The following is a 17,090-nucleotide window of genomic DNA, read 5'->3' as shown; positions in this document are numbered from 1 at the left end:
CCGACGATGGCCACCGGCGGCTGCCGGTGCGCCTGCTCGTCCGTCACGCTCACCAGCCCGAGGCGGTGTAGACGACGGACCCCGTGGACTCCTCGCCCCAGGCCAGCTCGCGCAGCAGCGCCAGCGTGCCCTCCTCGGGGTCGATGAGCGAGATGCCGCGCCGGGCGTACTCCCGGCCCAGCTCCGGTGTGACCATCCCGCCATGGGCGCCAGTCGGTGCCCAGGGGCCCCAATGCACGGTCAGCGCCCGGCGGCCGGTGCGGTCCCGCCAGCGCGCGCCGAGAGTCTCCAGCGTGTCGTTGGCCGCCGCGTAATCCACCTGGCCGCGGTTGCCGAGGGCGGCGGCGATGCTGCCGAACGACACGGCGAACGCCGGGGGTTCGGGCAGCTCCGCCAGCGCGTCCAGCAGCGTCCGGGCCCCCTCCACCTTGGTGCCGTACACCCGCTGGAAGGACTCGGCGGACTTCTCCGCGATCAGCCGGTCCTCGATCACACCGGCCCCGTAGACGACACCGTCCAGCCGTCCGTGGTCGGCGTGGATCTGCTTCACCGCCTGGAGCACCGCTTCGGCGTCGCGGAAGTCCACCGAGCGGTAGCGGACCCGGCCGCCCAGGGCGGTCAGCTCCTCGATCGTCGCGGCGACCTCGCGCCGCGCCAGGATCCGGGCGGCCTCCCGCTGGATCTCGACGGGCCCCAGTCCGCCCCGGGCCGCGAGCGCCGCGCGCAGGGCCGTCTCGTCGCGGGCCCCGGCGGTGGCCGGGTCCTCGGGGCCGACGGGCTCCGGCGTACGGCCGAGCAACTCGATCCGGCAGCGGGCGGCGGACGCGAAGGTGGCGGCGCACCGCGCGGTGATGCCCCGCGCCCCGCCGACCAGCACCACCACCGCGTCCCGGTCCAGGCCGAGCGCGGCCGCCTCCGCCGCGCCGTCCCCGGCGGGTCCGGCCCCCGAACCGGCGAGCGCGCCCAGCGGGGTCTCCACGAGGTCCAGCCGATGGCGCCGTCCATCCGCGGTGCGCAGTACGACGGGCGTACGGTCCGGGGCGAGCAGCTCGTCGAGCAGCCCGTCGGCCACGGTGTCGGCGAACCTGGGCGTGTCGATGGATCCGGGCGCGTCGGGGATCCGGGCGCGTCGATGCAACCGGGCGCGTCGGCGGAAATGGGCGCGCCGGTGGATCCGCCTGCGTTGACGAAATCGGCCACCTCGGCGGACCCAGCCACCTCGGCGGACCCGGCCACCTCGGCGGACCCGGCCAAGGCGGCGGACCCGGCCACGTCTGCGGGGAACTCCACCAGCCTGGTGACGATGTCCGGGTACTCCCTCGCCACCGTACGGAAGACCCCGCGCAGCCCGGCCGTGCGCGCGGCGAGCGGGTCGGCGCGGCGGAGTGCCAGCAGCCAGTGCGGGGCGCGCCGCAGGGCCGACTGGAGGGCCGTGAACGCCTCCGGCAGCACCGGTGCGCCCGAGGTGGCCAGCGGGTCGAGCAGCAGCACACCGTCCACCCGGCCGTCCTCCTCGGTGAGCGGATGCCCGGCGGCGAAACAGACCGCCTCGGCACCACGCTCGCCCAGTCGGGCGGCCACCGTCTCGGCCACCCCGTCGCCCTCCCCGCCGAGCAGGGCGAAGCGCCGGCCGGTCAGCTCGGGCGGCGCGGTGGCACCGTCGTCAGGTGGGCCGAGGGGGACGGGCACCAGCCGCAGCCGTTTGGGCGCGACACCGGACACGGCCGCGGGCTCGGGCTCGGGCTCGGGCTCGACCACAGCCACCGCCACGGGCTCGGCCGCCACGTCCTCGGCCACCGCCTCCGGTTCGTCGGGCGGTGTCGCGGAGGCCGCCGGGGCGGGCGGCGCGAGACGGGCGGTGAGCCAGTCGGTGACGGCGGCGGTGGTACGGGCCTTGGCCAGCTCCTCCAGCTCCTCATCGCCCAGGGCACCGGTGCCCGCGCCCGCGACACCGAGGCGCCGTGCCAACTCGCCCGCGATCTCGGCGCGTTTGATGGAGTCAATGCTGAGATCGGCTTCGAGATCGAGGTCGGGTTCGATCATGTCGACCGGATAGCCGGTGCGTTCGCTGATGATCTCGGAGACCGCGCGCAGCACATCGGGTCCGGTGGCGGGTGCGGGCGGGGCTGACGCGGGAGACTCGGCGGCGACCGGAGACGGGGCGCCGGACGCGGCGGCCACCGGCGCGGCGGTCACCGGGCCGAGCTCAACGGGCAACGGCGCGGCCGCGACAACCGGAGCCGGTGGCGACGCGTGCCGTTCGCCCGGCGTCCCGCCGAAGTAGGTGAGGAGCACATCGCGCTGGGCGGCGATCATCTCCCGGCTGGTCCTCAGGAACTCCGAGATCAGGGCGTCCCTGCCCCCGTACTCGCCGCCACCCGTCCGATCGGTCTGGCTCACGGTCGCCTCCATGACACGTCGGGCCGGTGCCAGCGCACCGGGAAGGAGCTCACCGTCCGCGGTGCGGACCAGGTGTCCGTCGACCGTCCAGCCGGGCCGTTTCGGTGGCGGGGCGGAGCCCGCCGCCACCGCGTCCCGGCCGTGGAACAGCCAGGCCGTACGCACCGGAACACCGGCGACGGCCAGCCGGGCGAGGGTGTCGAGAAACCCCCACGGCCCGGCGGGGCCGGTACGCCGTCCCTCGCAGGCGAGGGCGAGGTGCGGACGGCCGTCGAGGATCTCCCCCACCAGCCGGGTGAGCACCGTTCCCGGACCGGCCTCCACGAAAATCCGCGCACCCGCCTCGTACATGGCCTCGATCTGCGCCACGAAGCGGACGGGCGCGCCGATCTGGGCGGCGAGTTCGGCGCGGATGGCGTCCGGCTCCGCACCGTGCGGGGCGGCGGTGCGGTTCGCCCAGACGGGGAACTCGGCCGCCCGCACCGGATGGCGGGCCAGCGCCTCGGCGAACCGCGCACCGGCCCCGGCCACCAGCGGGCTGTGGAAGGCGCAGGCCACCGGGATCCCTTTGGCCGAGTGCCCGGCCGCACGCAGCAGCCGCACCGCCTCCTGGATCTCCCGCTCGGGCCCGGAGATCACGGTCTGCCGTGGCGCGTTGTGGTTGGCGGTCACCACGCGCTCGGCGAGCCCGGCCGCCCGCAGCACCGGCTCGACCTCGAAGGGGGGCGCGGTCACGGCCGCCATGGTGCCGGGCTCCTCCCCGGCGGCCTCGGCGGCGCCGAGGATGGCGGCCGCCCGCTCGGAGCTCAGCCGCGGCAGCGTACGGGGGTCGAGGGCGCCCGCGGCGCACAGTGCGACCAGCTCGCCGTAGCTGTGTCCGGCCGCCATGTCGGGCCGGACCCCGGCGGAGGTGAGCAGGGTGTACGCGGCGAGTCCGACCATGCCCAGTGCGGGCTGGGCCACTCGGGTGTCGGTGATGGCGGTGCGCTGTGCCGCCTGCCCTGCCTCGTCGAAGGCGGCCGGGGGATACAGCGCGTCGGCGTAGGCGCGTCCGTGGCGCAACTGGCGCTGGAGTTCGGGGAAGGTGACGAAGGCGTCGGCGAACATCCCGGGCCGCTGGCTGCCCTGCCCGGGGAAGAGAAAGGCGACCTTGCCGCGCTCCGGCTCGACCCCGGCTTCTTCTGCCGTGTCCGGGGCGATGTGCAGCCCGTCCGTTCCGCGCGGCCCCGGGCCCGGCGGATCGCCCGCGAGCACCTGGCGTAATCGTGCGGCCAGGTCGTCCAGGTCCGCGGCCACCACGGCCACCCGGACCGGTTCGTGGCCGGCGTCGGCGCGCCGGGAGGCGGTCAGCGCGAGGTCGCGCAGCCGCCATGGCCGTCCGGCCGTGTCATTGGCCGTGAGCTGGTCGAGTGTCTCCTGGACCACCCGCAGCGCCGCCGCCCGGTCGGCCCCGCGGAAGAGGAACAGCTCGGCGGGCCAGGCGTCCAGCCCCTGTGCGGGTGGCGCTCCCCGGCCGTGGGCCGCCAGCACCACATGGAAGTTGGTCCCGCCGAAGCCGAACGCGCTCACCCCCGCGACCCGTTCGGCGGGCGCGGTGGCCCATGGCCGGGCCCGGGTGTGGAAGGCGAAGGGGCTGCGGTCCGCGTCCCACGCCGCGTTGGGCCGGGTCAGATGCAGGGTCGGCGGAGTGATGCCGGTGTACAGCGCCATCGCGGCCTTCACCAGCCCGGCCAGCCCCGCGGCGCATTTGGTGTGCCCGATCTGGGACTTCACCGAGCCCAGCGCACACGCCCCCGGTGCGGCCCCGGCGTCGGTGAACACCTCGCCCAGGACGGTGAGTTCGGTGCGGTCGCCGACGACCGTGCCGGTGCCGTGCGCCTCGATCAGGCCGACGTCGGCGGGCGAGAGGTGGGCATTGGCGTACGCGCGCTCCAGGGCGGCCCGCTGTCCCTCGGGACGCGGTGCGGTCAGCCCGAGCGAGCGGCCGTCGCTGGAGGAGCCGACGCCCTTGATGACGCCGTAGACGCGGTCGCCGTCCCGTTCGGCGTCGGCCAGCCGTTTCAGGACGACGCAGGCGACGCCCTCGCCGAGCGCGATTCCGTCGGCCGAGCTGTCGAAGGTGCGGGAGCGGCCCGTCGGGGAGAGGGCGTGCACCGAGGAGAAGAGCACATAGTCGTTGATGCCGTTGTGCAGATCGGCGCCGCCGCACAGTACGAGGTCGCTGGTACCGGCGGTCAGCTCCTTGCAGGCCACGTCCACGGCGGCCAGCGATGACGCGCATGCCGCGTCCACGGTGTAGTTGGCGCCCCCGAGGTCGAGCCGGTTGGCGATCCGCCCGGAGATGACGTTGGCGAGCATGCCGGGGAAGGAGTCCTCGGTGAGCCGGGGTAGCTGGTCCGCCAGGTCCCGCGGCACCTCGCGGACGTAGCGCGGCAGGACGGCGCGCAGCGTCTGGGCGTTGGACAGATCGCTGCCCGCCTCGGCGCCGAACACCACGGAGGTGCGGGAGCGGTCGAAGGTCCGGCCGCCGTCACCGGGGTCGCCGTATCCGGCGTCGTCCAGGGCCCGGCGGGCGGCCTCCAGGGCCAGCAGCTGGACAGGTTCGATGCTGCCCAGCGAGGCCGGGGGGATGCCGTAGCGCAGCGGGTCGAAGGGGATGGGCGGCAGGAAGCCGCCCCATTGGGAGGCGGAGGCGCCGTCCTTGTCGCCCGTGTAGTGGACGGCCGGGTCCCAGCGCTCGGCGGGCACTTCGGTGACGGCGTCCACACCGCCCACGACGTTGGCCCAGAACGAGGCGAGGTCGGGCGCCTGCGGAAACATGCACGCCATGCCGACCACGGCCACATCCAGCGGCGCGGGCGCTTCGGCCGCCGCCGGGCCCGAGGCCACGCCCAGGCGCTCGCACACGGCCTCGGCGCGTGCGGTGAGGAAGTCGGCGGCGCCGGGGCCCACCGCATGGTGCAGGGCGGCGATCGTGGTGGTGGCCGAGCGCAGCACGGCGACCTGCCCGGCCATGAACATCCCGCCGCCGAGCTGGTGTTCCTCGTCCACCGAAGCCAATGCGCCATCGGGCCCGCGGTCCATGCCCTTGCTGGCGATCCTCAGCCGTCCCACGTTCAGCCGCTCCAGCCGCTCCCAGACGTCCCGGTCCGGCAGGCCCTCGTTCCGCAGCCGCTCCTTGACGGTGTCGAAGCTCTCGGTGAAGGGGCTGGGCACGCAGCGTGTGGCATGGCCGGGGGCGGTCTCCAGCAGCACGGTGTGCTCGGCGGCCACCACCTGGCGCTGGAAGAGTGGCTGTACGGCGCCGTGTGCCACGGCTTCCTCGGTGAACAGGTACGCGGTGCCCATCAGCGAGCCGACGGCGACGCCGCGCCGGGTGAGCGGGGCGGCGAGCGCGGCCACCATCGCGGCGGAGCGTTCGTCGTGCACTCCCCCGGCGAAGAAGATCTCGATACCCGCGCCGTCGGTGTCGTCGGCCCCGTCGGTCGCTTCGGTGCCGTCGGTGCCGTGGGAGTTCGCCGTATGGCGCGGGTCGTGCGCGGTGTCGTCGAGGAAGTCCTCGACGACGGCGATCTGGGCCTCCCATAACGGGAAGCTGTTGCGCGGCCCCACGTGACCGCCGCATTCGGAGCCCTCGAAGACGAACCGCCGGGCCCCGGCCTGGAGGAACTGGCGCAGCAGCCCCGGCGAGGGCACATGCAGATAGGTGGCGATGCCGTCCCGCTCCAGCGCCTTCGCCTGGGACGGCCGTCCGCCCGCGATGATGGCGTGGCTGGGGCGGATCTCCCGTACGGCCTCGAGCTGGGCGTTCCTGATCTCCTCGGGTGCGAAGCCGAGGACACCGACACCCCAGGGGCGTCCGTCCAGCGCGACCGCGGCCTCCTCCAGCATGGTGCGCGCCTGGTCACGTCCGGCCAGGGCGAGCGCGATGAACGGCAGCGCTCCTCCGGCGGCCACGGCGGAGGCGAACGCGCCCTGGTCGCTGACCCTGGTCATCGGGCCTTGTGCGAGGGGCAGCCGGGTGCCGAGACGGGTGCTCAGCGAGGCGCCGGGGCGCAGCGCCGAGACGGCGGAGCCGTTCCGTACGGCCTCGTGCGCGGCCTCCCGGATGGCGTCGGTGATGCCCCGGACGGTGCGGCCCACATCCCGCCACCGCTCGGCGAACTGGGCGGCCAGAAAGCTGTCCTGACCCACCGTCAGGTTTGGCTCGATGTGCTGCGTGGCGCGCCCCCGGCGCCGCAGGACGCGGTGCCCGTCGACGACGGTGGTCTCGGAGCCGTCCATGGAGCGGATGGCGGCGGCCCGGTCCTCCCGGAGCCCCGATTCGGCGAGCAGGGCCAGCTGGGTGTCGAGCACGACCCCCGCGGCGCCGCCGAGTACGGACGCCGCGGCGGTGCGCAGGCCGATGCCGCCGCAGGCCCACACCGGTAAGGACACCCGGGGGTCGGCGAGGAGCCGCTGCAGCAGGATGAAGGTGCCCAACGCCCCGATCCGCCCGCCGCTCTCACTGCCCCGGGCGACCAGCCCGTGCGCTCCGGCGCGGACGGCCTCGAGCGCCGCGTCCAGGTCGGTGACCTCGGCCAGCACTCGGCAGCGGTCGGAGACGGCCTCCACCGGCCAGGGCGAGTCCACCCCGAGCACCACCGTGTGGGGACCGGGTGCGCCACCCTCTGGACTGCCGCTGACCGGGGTGTCGGGCAGGTCCGCGGGGGTGAGGCGGCAGCGCGCCGCGACCCGCACGCCGTACCGCCCGTCGGCCACCCACTCGCCGATGTCCTCCCACGCCTGGAGGGCCTCACGACCCGTTGTTCCCAGGTCGAGAACGCCGAGACCGCCCGCGCGGCTGACCGCTGCGGCGAGTCTGGCGTCGGGTTCCCCTAAGGGCGTGATGCCGATGACAAGATCGCCGGCGTCCACGGCGGATGACATGTTTTCTCCGAAAATCGCTAGCGCAGCAGGAAAGGGAGATAATTCGGGCAACGCATGTCGAACGTATGGCACGGGAATCTCGCGAAACGGCGCGGGGCTGAAATTAGCCACTTCATTACTGAAGAGTCAACAAGCAGTCGCAAGCCCGCGCCGCGACGGGCTGATTCTCGCCAGACGCGACGACATCGGTGGCGTTGCCACCTCCTTCCCCTCTGTTGCATGTTCATATATCGCAGGTGAAAGAGATCGCTGCCGAAGGTATGCCGGAGCGCATGAGTGAACCTTGATTGCGCCTTAACCTGCGCGGACACCGGATCCTGATTTCGCTGTCGCGAATTTCGTGTACAGGCCGGAGAGGCGGGGCGGCCCGGGCGCGTGACCACGCTTCCCGGGGTGCCCGGGCGGGCGGCCACACCCCTCGGGTGGCCCGGGCGGGCGGCACGTGGGCCACCCGCCCGGGCCGTCTCAGTCGGTCACCTCCGTCGCGGATGACTCCTCGAGCAGATCCCGGACCTCGTCGGCGCCGGTCTCCCGCAGCTCCTCGCCGACCAGCAGCCACCGGGTGATGCCGATGGATTCCAGGAACGGCAGATCGTGGCTGGAGACCACGAGCGCGCCCTCGTAGGAGTCCAGCGCGCTCGTCAGCTGCCGCGCACTGGCCATGTCGAGGTTGTTGGTCGGCTCGTCGAGCAGCAGCAGCTGCGGGGCCGGTGCGGCGAGCATGGTGGCCGCGAGGGCGGCCCGGAAACGTTCGCCGCCCGAGAGGGTGCCGGCCGGCTGTTCCGCCCGCGCCCCCTTGAACAGGAAGCGCGCGAGCTGCGAGCGGATGTGGTTGTCGGTGATCCCGGGCGCCCGGCGCGCCACGTTCGCCGCCACGCTCAGCTCGTCGTCCAGCACATCCAGCCGCTGGGGGAGGAACCGCAGCGGCACAAACGTCCTGGCCTCCCCGGACAATGGAGCGAGCTGGCCGGTGAGGGTGCGCAGCAGTGTGGTCTTGCCCGCCCCGTTCCGCCCCACCAGCGCGATGCGTTCGGGCCCCTGCACATGGAGGGTGGCGTCGCGCAGCGCGCCGTACCGGAGGCCCAGTTCACTCAGGCTGAGCACGGTGCGGCCCGCGGGCACGGCGGTGTGCGGCAGGCTCACCCGGATCTCGGCGTCGTCGCGGACCGCCTCGGCGGCCTCCTCACGCCGCTCACGCGCCTCGTGGAGGCGGTCTTCCTGCAGGTCGCGGAGCTTTCCGGCCGATTCCTGCGCGGAGCGCTTGCGGGCACCGGCGACGATTCTCGGGGCCCGCCGCTCGACGTCCATCTTCTTGCTGTTCCGCTGACGGCGCGCCAGTTTGATATGGGTCTCCTCCAGTTCGCGTTTTTGCCGACGCACATCCGCTTCGGCGACCCGCAGCATCCGCGCGGCCGCCTCCTGCTGGGTGGCCAGCGCCTCCCGGTAGGCGGACCAGCCGCCGCCGTACCAGGTCACCGACCCGGACCGCAGTTCGGCGATCCGGTCCACCCGCTCCAGCAGCTCACGGTCGTGGCTGACCACGACCAGCACACCGGAGCGCCAGGAGTCGACGGCGTCGTAGAGCCGCCGCCGTGCGAACAGGTCGAGGTTGTTGGTGGGTTCGTCGAGCAGCAGGACGTCGGGACGCTCCAGGAGCAGGGCGGCCAGGCGCAGCAGTACGGTCTCCCCGCCGGACAGATGGCCGACGGTGCGGTCCAGCTCGACATCGCCGAGCCCGAGTGAGCCCAGTGTCGCCAGGGCCCGCTCCTCGACGTCCCAGTCGTCGCCGATGGTCTCGAAGTGGGCCTCGTCGACGTCTCCGGCCTCGATGGCGCTCAGGGCGGCGCGCCGCTCGGCGATGCCCAGGGCCTGGTCGACGCGGAGGGTGGTGTCGAGGGTGATGTTCTGCGGAAGGTAGGCGAGGCTGCCGCCGACGGTCACCGACCCCTGCGCGGGACGCAGCCGGCCCGCGATCAGCCCCAGCAGAGTGGACTTGCCACTGCCGTTGGTGCCGACGAGGCCGGTGCGACCCCGTCCGATGCCGAGCGAGAGCCCGTCGAAGACGGTGGTGCCGTCCGGCCACTGGAAGGACACGGCCGAGCAGGTCACGGAGGCACTGGGGGTGGGGGATGCTGCCATGGTGTTCTCGCATTCGCAAGCGCTGTGAAAAGGGGCTACGTATGCGAGCACCACGCGGCGACCAAGCCGGGAAAACGGGTGCGGCCCTCCGAAGGGTGAGGGACGGCGATGCACCGAGGTCGCATTCACACGGGTCACGGGCGGCGAGAAGGCCGGCTACGACGTGACGGGTTACGGCTTGTGCCATACCGCGCGATGATCGCGAACCTCAGATACGCAACGTCCACCTCTATCGGAGACAACAGGACCCCGGCAGTGTAGCGCAGCCGTGGCGTGTGATGTCGTGTGCGCGGCCGGGCGGGGCCGCGGTGCCACCTTCCTGCCAATCTTTCCGGAGCCCCCGCTTCCGCGGACGACCGCCGTTACGATCACCCGCGTGACCTGGCGGCACACCGGTATCGAGGCGCGCCGCCCCGTTCGGATCGCATCGGATCAAAGGGCGTGAGAAGTGAAGAGCCGGTTGAGCATCGCGGCCGTGTCGGCCGTCTCCCTGGTGGCGTTCCTGGGTGGTACGTCGGTGGCGACGGCCCAGGAGCCCGACCCGGCGCCGAAGTCCTGTGACGGTGTCCGGCTGACCGGCGAGCTTCCCGTTCCGGCGCCCGGCCAGGCCGTCTCGGGGCAGATCACCATAGGCGCCGACTGCAAGCCGGAACCGGTCTCCGTCCAGCACGGCCCGGCATCGGCGCGCTCGGCCCGCACCGCCGCCACCGCCGCCGGGCATCAGCTGCGCGGCTGGAACGAGATGTACGACTGCTGCAACATCCGGATGACGGGCCTGTACACCGCCTCCTCGTGGGACACGGCGAACGGCCGCGTCACCACGGCCGGCACCACGGCCACCCAGGAGTGGAACCGCGAGCCGTGGGACGCCGGTTGGTCGCTCACCTCGCAGACCGCGAAGGACGACTGTGTCACCGACTGCGCCGAGGTCAACTCCGAGGCGCACGCCGACTTCGCGTACCAGGGTGTCTTCGATCCGACCGGCGACTGGTACAACAACACCCACCACTCCTTCGTCCAGTTGAAGGCCGACGGGACGGCGAGCTGCCGCTTCGATGTGGAGCTGCGGCACACCTTCGTGGGGTGGAACTGGCGGTACGGCTGCGAGTGACCGCACCGGCGGCGCGGTCGCACACACACGACGTAGCTTCCCCCGCCGCGCACGATGTGGGTGACCGGGCCCCGGGCGAACACCGCCCGGGGCCCTGTCAGGCGTCGTGCGGCGTCACGATGCCCCAGCGCACCGGAGCAGTATCCGGGCCAGCTCCCGCGGCTGGGAGAACATCGGCCAGTGGCCGGTGTCCATCTCGACCAGCCGCCAGTGCGCGCTCTTCAGCAGCTCGGCCACGTCGTCCGTCGGCTCGGCGCCGTCGAGGAGACACTTGATGTACGTGGCCGGCAGCCCACCGAGCGGGCGCGCCAGGACGGCCGACTCCGACAGCGCGGCGCCCGGATGCGGCGTGGCGCCGCCCACGAGCCGCCCGATCTGCTCGTCGGTGAGCCCCTGGCCGTGGCAGTCGGCCTCGGTCAGGGGCGCCCAGAAGCCGCCGTTCGCGGCCATCGACGCCTCCACCATGGCCCGCCCACCGGGCCATGCCGACAGGAACGACTCACCGTCCGCCGGAACGTTGGAGTCCACGAACACCACATGGGCCAGCCGGTCACCGATGCGCTCGGCGGCCTGACCGACCGGTATGCCCGAATAGCTGTGCCCCACCAGGACCACATCGCGCAGCTCGAGGCGCTCGACCTCGCCGACGATGTCCTGGACATGGGTCTGCTGCCCGGCCTGTACACCCTGCTTCTCGGCGAGTCCGGACAGCGTGAGGGCATGGACGCCGTGTCCGGCGGCGCGCAGCTCCGGCACCACCCCGTCCCATGCCCACGACCCCAGCCACGCACCCGCCACCAGTACGAATTCCGTCATGGCGGCAAGGTAGCGCGGGGGTGTGACAACGGGGAGGGAAGACGGGGTCAGCGCGTCCAGGTCCGGCGCCGGGCCCCGCTGGCGGCTGAGTTCCACGCTCGCCACCGACCGTAATTAATTGTCGTCTCAAGGCAGTTCCTGCCGAATAGCTTTACCGGCACCCACGCGCTCCACCACTATGGGCACTCGTCTCACTGCCGGGGACGCGAGGAGTCGCGAGGGTGACCGACCAGCACGGAACCGAGCCCGATGCCACCGCCGGGCAGCGGCCGTACGCCCAACTGTCCGACGCGGAACTCACCGAGCGCATCCGCTCCGGGGCTCCCACGGCACTCCCCGCCACCCAGCAGCTGCGGGAGCGCCACCTGCCGGCGGTGCTGTCCTACGCCCGGCTCTGCACCAGGACCCGGGCCGACGCCGACCAGCTCGCCGATCTGTCCTTCGGCCTCGCCGCGCAGGAGACCTGTCGCGGGATCGACCCCTGGGGACCGTGGCGGCACCATCTGCTGCTGCTCGTCCAGCGGGTGGCCGCCACCTGGGCGGAGGGCAACCGGGCGGAGAGGCTCGATCCCCCGTTCGCCGAGTGGCTCGGCCGCTCCGGTATCACCGCGGACGGCGAGGCCGGACGCCGGAGGCCGCAAGAGCGTTCGGCCATGCTCGGTGGCTTCCTCAGCCTCTCGGCGCGCACCCGTGACGTCCTGTGGTACAGCGTGGTGGACGAGGATCCCGACACGGCGGTGGCCACCTTCGCGGGCTGGCGCCGCACACCGTCCCCACGCTCCGGGAGACGGCACGGGGCGCCCTTCGCGAGGCGTGGCTGCGAACCCATCTGGAGCGTGGTGGCGAGCAGACTTGTCAGGGGTTCCGGGGCCTCATCGAGGCGGCGGTGCGGCCGGACAACCCCCGGCGCTGCGACGACCTGGACCGCCATCTGTCCGCCTGCCCGTCCTGCGCCGGGGTGTACGGCGACCTGATCCGGATGGACGAGGATCCCCGGACCGTGATCGCCGACGGGCTCCTGGGGTGGGGCGGGGCCGCCTATGTCACGGCGGGACCGGTCAGCGGTCTGCCCTCGGTGGGATCGGCGACGCCATTGCATGCGGGGTCGCGACAGCCGGACCCGCCCCTGGCCCCCGCTCCCCCACCGCCGTATCCCCCAGCCGAGACCGGGGAGGACACGATCGCCGCGGGGTTCGCGGGAACCACGGGAGCCGCTGGGGGCTCTGGCATCGCACCCCCGGACGTGCCGAACGCGCCGAACGCGCCGATGGACGGTGGATCCGCGGGCCGGTGGCGCCGACCGGCCTGGACGGGCTCCCGGCCGCCCGCGACCACCGCGCTCATCGCGGTGGCGGCCGCGGCGGCGGTGGCCGCCACGGTCGCCGTCCTGGTGTCCGGCGGGGACGACATGACCCCGGCCGGTGGCACGAACACACCTCCGCCCGTGTCCGCCACCGCCACCCCTTCGGCTCCTTCGGCTCAGCCCACGACGGATCCGCCGACCCCGACGAAACGGCCACAGCGCCCGCCGAACCCCGGTGGCATGACCGAACCGCCCACGACCGCCCCTGCCACACCTCCTCCGAGCACCGCCCCGCCGTCCGGCGCCCCGATTCCGGGTGGCACCTACACGTCGGTGATCAACGCCGATTCCGGACTCTGTCTGGACATCCGCGACCAGCGACTGGAGAAGCGCACGGACGCCGTCCTGGCCCCGTGCGCCGGGACCGACACCCAGCGATGGCGGCTGGACTCCGAGGGGCTGCTGCACACCGGGGCCGACCCCGACTTCTGCCTGGACTCGCGTGGGGACACCGACCGGGGTGTCGGCATCTGGCCGTGCTCCTCCGCCGACGGCGACAACGGCGAGAACCTGCGGTTCGTGGTCGACCGCCAGGGGTTGATACGCCCTCATATCGCACCGGGCTTCGCCATCACACCGGACGCCGACGACACCGACGGCCAGGTCGAGCTCCGCTCGGCCGACGACCGGAACGACCAGCGGTGGACCGCCGGCTACGCCGACGCCTCGACCGATGTGTCGGTGTCCGGGCCCGCGGCGCGGTGACCGTCATCGCGTTGCCGTCCCGCCAACGAGCCCGACCGGCCCCTCAGACCACGGCGCTCCCGGCCTCCGTGACGCGGCGGAAGAGGGCTGTCCACAGGAACGGCTCCCCGAAGAGCGGGGAGTCGGACGGTTCGTCGTGCATGCGGCGCAGCTCGATCTCGGTCAGCTCGGAGAAGATCCAGCGCAGGGACGCGGGTGTGTAGGCGAGGCCGCCGTGGAGCGCCGACTGGCGGTAGAAGTCCGCGTCGGGAAGTTCGGAGCCCATCGCACCCGCCGCGAAGCAGGTGAGGGCGAGATGGCCGCCGGGGGCCAGGGCGCGCTCGAGGAGAGCGAGGTAGCTGACCCGGCGGTGCGGTGGCAGATGGTGGAAACAGCCGGAATCGCAGATCAGGTCGTACGGCCCCGCAAGCTCACCCGCGGTGAGCGCGAAGGCGTCGCCGCAGTGGAACCGGATCCCGGCTCCTGCCTCGCGGGCGCGTTCCGTGGCCCAGGCGATGGCCGTGGGCGAGAGGTCGACGGCGTCCACCGTGAAGCCCCGGGAGGCGAGGTGGAGGGCGTTGCGGCCGGGGCCGCACCCCAGGTCGAGCGCCCGGCCCGGGGCGACCAGGCCGCGGTCGAGATACGACACCAGATGCTCGTCGGGCTTCGCCACGAAGAACGGCACGGACTTGGAGCGGTCCGCGTAGAAGCCGTCCCACCACGAGGCACCGTCGGCCGTCCAGCGGTCGGCCTCCGGTGCGAAGAGGCCGTCCAGGAGTCTCATGACGTCGTCCATCGTGCGGATGTTCCGGTCCACGCGCTCCCCTTCCCAAGAGGGAAAACATAGGCGCGGACCCTGCATAGCACCAGCTCAGGCTCCAGACCGCGAGGGCGCTGGCGGCCGCCGGAGGGGTGGTGGGCGAAGGGGCGGAGTCTGGCTCCGCGGCCGTGGGCACCGGACGTCCACGCACCCGCCGAAGGCCGCCAAGGGGGCGGTTTCGCCGACCCCTTGGCGCCTTTCTCATCGTCGTGTCGGCCGGTCAGCAGGTCAGCCGGCGTCCAGGCCGAAGAAGGTGATGGCCCGTGCGGCCATACCGGCGGCCGGAAGGGAGTGTCCCGTGCCCTGAACGCTGATCGCCTCGACGGGGGCCTGGTTGCCCGTGGCGCCGTAGCGGGTGCGGGTCCAGGCGGGCTGCGGGCGGTCCGTGAGGACGGGGGTCTGGCTCACCCCGAGGACGTTGGTCCACTGCTTGATCTCCTCGCCGAAGTTCGGATAGCGCAGGGTGCCGTCCTCGGTGCCGTGCCACAGCTGCATCCTCGGCCGGGCGCCCTGGTATCCGGGGTAGGCCCCGCGCGCGAGATCGCCCCACGCCTGCGGTGTCTTGGTGATGGTGCCGTTGGCGCAGGCGCTGTTCCAGCCGGATCCGTCGGTGGTGGCGAAGCACCCGAAGGGCACGCCCGCGAACGCCGCGCCCGCCTTGAACACCTCGGGGTAGTCGCCCAGCAGGACGTTGGTCATCATGGCGCCCGATGAGGCGCCGGTGACATAGACCCGGTTGGGGTCGGCGTTGTGGCGCTGCTGGGCGTAACGCACCATCGACACGATGCCCACCGGATCGCTGCCGCCGTCGTGGCGCAGGGCCTGCGGCGAGGAGACGTCGAAGCAGGCGCCGCTTCTGGTGGCGGAGGGGTAGATGACGATGAAGCCGTAGCGGTCCGCCAGGGAGGCGAACTCGGTGCCGGAGTAGAACGCGGGGCCCGAGCCCGTGCAGTAGTGCACCGCCACGAGAACGGCGGGCCGTGCCGCGACGTTGTTCGGCACGTACTCGTACATGCGGAGGTTGCTCGGGTTGGTGCCGAAGCCGGTGACCTCGGTGAGCGAGGCCGCGGCCGCGGGGGTCGGGGCCAGCAGGAACAGTGAGGCGAGCAGCGGCAGTACGCCGCCGAGTAACGCCGCGGCCATCGACCTCGGTGTCCTTCGGCGCCGTCCGGGTATGCACGTGGTTCCCGCGGACACGGGGGCGTGGTTCATGCGACTGTCCTTCCTGGACTGTGGTGGTGAAGGGGGCGGCTCATGCGGCTCATGCCGCCCGTGCGGCCGACCCGTTGCCGTACGCCGTGGAACCGGTTGCGGTGGACTCGGCGGGGGTGGACGAGGGGGTGCCGATGCTGCCCGGCACCGACAGCAGCGCCCTCCACCAGACGTCGGCCATCTTGTCGTAGCCACCGGCGTTCGGATGCACCCCGTCGGCCAGATCCGCGGGCGTCAATGCCCTGTACATGTCAACCAGATGGACGCGCTTGCCCGCGTTGACCTTGCTCTGCACGATGCCCGGAATCGCCGCGTTGTAGGCCCGCACGGTCGAGTCCAGGAAGCCCAGCGGGGTGATGGTGGCGACGAAGAGTTCCGCGTTCGGCGCCTGGGCGGTGATGTGGTCGATCAGGGTGGAGAGGCGGGCGGGTGCCCCGGCGGGGTCGCTGCCGTAGATGTCGTTGGTGCCGATGTGCAGCAGGATGGTGTGCGGGTTCTGGGCGCGCAGCCAGTTGACGACGTTGTCGTCGATCTGCTGGATCGTCCAGCCCGAGTGCCCCTCATGGTCGTGATCGCCCAGCCCCGCCGGGCCGTTGAAGAGCGAGCCGACGAGGTCGACCGTGTAGCGGCCCGCCGTGAACTTCTGCCACAGTCCGACGCGGTAGCCGCCCGGAACGTTGAACCCGTCCGTGATCGAGTCACCCAGCGGCATGACCTTCACCCCGCCGTTGGACTCGGCGCGGGCCGTGCCGGCGCCGAGTGGGACGAGGACGGCGAAGACGGCGAGGAACACGAGTAAGGGGATCAGGGCGGCGAGCGGACGTCTGGTGGGTGTCATGGGCTTTCCTTTCGGCGGTCCACGAGATTTCGGTCCATGAGGTTCGGTCCACGAGTCATGGGAGCCATCGCAGTCATGGGAGCGCTCCCATATCGGTGTAGGCCACCACTCCCCCACCGTCAACCCCTCTCGTCCGCCCAGCCCTCGCGTCCGCTACGGCTGCACGGCGATCCGCCGGTGGAAGCAGACCCGGTGCTGCCCGGGGCCGTCGTAGTCGCTGTGCACGGGAACGCCGCCGACCTCCTGATCGCCCGGTTCGACGGTGAACCCCATGGCCCGGTGGAAGGCCACGGATCCGGTGTTCGCGGGCGAGGTGATGGCGCGCACCTCCCGGCGGCCCGCCTCGGCGGCGCGCTGGAAGAAGGCCGTGTAGAGCCTGGCGCCCACGCCCTGCCCGCGCTGTCGGGGGTCGACCCCGACGAAGTGGATGTACGCCTGGTCGTCGTTGTCCGCGGCGTGGAAGCCCACGAGAAACGCCTTGATCCCGTCCTCGTCCTCCAGCACCAGGCTGGTGCCGGAGAAGAACTGCAGAAACAGCCTGGGCACCAGCAGCGACAGCTCGCGCGCCTGCTCGGGGGTGCGGGAGTCGCCCCACCAGCTCCGCACGCACTCGACGATGGTCCCGTGGTCGGAGACCTGGGCCCGGCGCAGTGTCATCTCGCTCATATCGCACCAGGCTAGCCGGGCCGGCCCCGAGCGGGCCGAACAAGGTTTCCGCGACGGCTCGTTCACAGACGGATGGTCGGTGCGGGTGGCCGCCCTCCCCTCAGCACCGCGC

The 17,090-nt window shown here is 72.7% G+C and carries 8 protein-coding genes and 3 pseudogenes; 3 read left to right on the top strand and 8 right to left on the bottom strand.

Annotation, left to right across the window (positions count from 1 at the left end):
* Positions 1-49: 49 nt before the first annotated feature.
* From BLV72_RS43905 to BLV72_RS52350, 3 genes and pseudogenes are all read right to left on the bottom strand, one after another.
* Positions 50-7,329 (bottom strand): annotated as a pseudogene (locus BLV72_RS43905) (SDR family NAD(P)-dependent oxidoreductase).
* Between the two features lie 465 nt (positions 7,330-7,794).
* A complete protein-coding gene (locus tag BLV72_RS52355) occupies positions 7,795-8,637 on the bottom strand; it encodes an ATP-binding cassette domain-containing protein (RefSeq protein WP_483153948.1) in 843 nt (280 codons plus the stop codon).
* 219 nt (positions 8,638-8,856) lie between these two features.
* A pseudogene (locus BLV72_RS52350) lies at positions 8,857-9,468 on the bottom strand (ATP-binding cassette domain-containing protein); the annotation flags it as partial.
* 460 nt (positions 9,469-9,928) lie between these two features.
* Between BLV72_RS52350 and BLV72_RS43895 the strand changes: the two are divergent.
* Complete coding sequence (locus BLV72_RS43895) at positions 9,929-10,579, top strand: hypothetical protein (protein WP_244321303.1); 651 nt, start codon at positions 9,929-9,931, stop codon at positions 10,577-10,579.
* Between the two features lie 114 nt (positions 10,580-10,693).
* On the opposite strand, the gene BLV72_RS43890 is transcribed toward BLV72_RS43895, so the two are convergent.
* Positions 10,694-11,395: an alpha/beta fold hydrolase gene (locus tag BLV72_RS43890; protein WP_093470885.1), complete on the bottom strand. Its 702-nt coding sequence runs from the start codon at positions 11,393-11,395 to the stop codon at positions 10,694-10,696.
* Between the two features lie 221 nt (positions 11,396-11,616).
* Here BLV72_RS43890 and BLV72_RS43885 point away from each other — a divergent pair, with 221 nt between their 5' ends.
* Together BLV72_RS43885 and BLV72_RS43880 are read left to right on the top strand one after the other, a co-directional pair.
* On the top strand, positions 11,617-12,369 hold the full coding sequence (locus BLV72_RS43885) for an RNA polymerase sigma factor (protein WP_093469478.1): 753 nt from the start codon (positions 11,617-11,619) through the stop codon (positions 12,367-12,369).
* The gene (locus BLV72_RS43880) at positions 12,282-13,463 is read left to right on the top strand and encodes an RICIN domain-containing protein (RefSeq protein ID WP_093469476.1); all 1,182 of its coding nucleotides are present in this window, start codon (positions 12,282-12,284) and stop codon (positions 13,461-13,463) included. Before BLV72_RS43885 ends, BLV72_RS43880 begins: the two co-directional genes overlap by 88 nt.
* A 43-nt stretch (positions 13,464-13,506) precedes the next feature.
* On the opposite strand, the gene BLV72_RS43875 is transcribed toward BLV72_RS43880, so the two are convergent.
* The 4 genes and pseudogenes from BLV72_RS43875 to BLV72_RS43860 all read right to left on the bottom strand — a co-directional run bounded on the left by BLV72_RS43875 (position 13,507) and on the right by BLV72_RS43860 (position 16,978).
* The gene (locus tag BLV72_RS43875) at positions 13,507-14,259 is read right to left on the bottom strand and encodes a class I SAM-dependent methyltransferase (RefSeq protein ID WP_093469474.1); all 753 of its coding nucleotides are present in this window, start codon (positions 14,257-14,259) and stop codon (positions 13,507-13,509) included.
* Positions 14,260-14,493: 234 nt separating this feature from the next.
* Positions 14,494-15,405 (bottom strand): annotated as a pseudogene (locus BLV72_RS43870) (extracellular catalytic domain type 1 short-chain-length polyhydroxyalkanoate depolymerase); the annotation flags it as partial.
* Positions 15,406-15,523: 118 nt separating this feature from the next.
* Positions 15,524-16,312 carry an SGNH/GDSL hydrolase family protein gene (locus BLV72_RS43865; protein ID WP_093469471.1) on the bottom strand — a complete coding sequence of 263 codons (789 nt, stop codon included), beginning with the start codon at positions 16,310-16,312 and terminating at the stop codon, positions 15,524-15,526.
* Between the two features lie 153 nt (positions 16,313-16,465).
* Positions 16,466-16,978: a GNAT family N-acetyltransferase gene (locus BLV72_RS43860; protein ID WP_093469470.1), complete on the bottom strand. Its 513-nt coding sequence runs from the start codon at positions 16,976-16,978 to the stop codon at positions 16,466-16,468.
* Positions 16,979-17,090: the final 112 nt, after the last annotated feature.

It is taken from the genome of Streptomyces melanosporofaciens (assembly GCF_900105695.1).
Taxonomy (GTDB): Bacteria; Actinomycetota; Actinomycetes; order Streptomycetales; family Streptomycetaceae; genus Streptomyces; species Streptomyces antimycoticus.
Note: the sequence above shows the minus strand (reverse complement) of the source record. Positions and strands in the feature narration are given on the sequence as shown.

What these genes read in the sequence shown, in the direction of transcription:
- BLV72_RS43865 (WP_093469471.1), bottom strand. Translation starts at nt 16,312, where the DNA reads ATGACACCCACCAGACGTCCGCTCGCCGCCCTGATCCCCTTACTCGTG.
- BLV72_RS43890 (WP_093470885.1), bottom strand. Translation starts at nt 11,395, where the DNA reads ATGACGGAATTCGTACTGGTGGCGGGTGCGTGGCTGGGGTCGTGGGCA.
- BLV72_RS43860 (WP_093469470.1), bottom strand. Translation starts at nt 16,978, where the DNA reads ATGAGCGAGATGACACTGCGCCGGGCCCAGGTCTCCGACCACGGGACC.
- BLV72_RS52355 (WP_483153948.1), bottom strand. Translation starts at nt 8,637, where the DNA reads ATGGACGTCGAGCGGCGGGCCCCGAGAATCGTCGCCGGTGCCCGCAAG.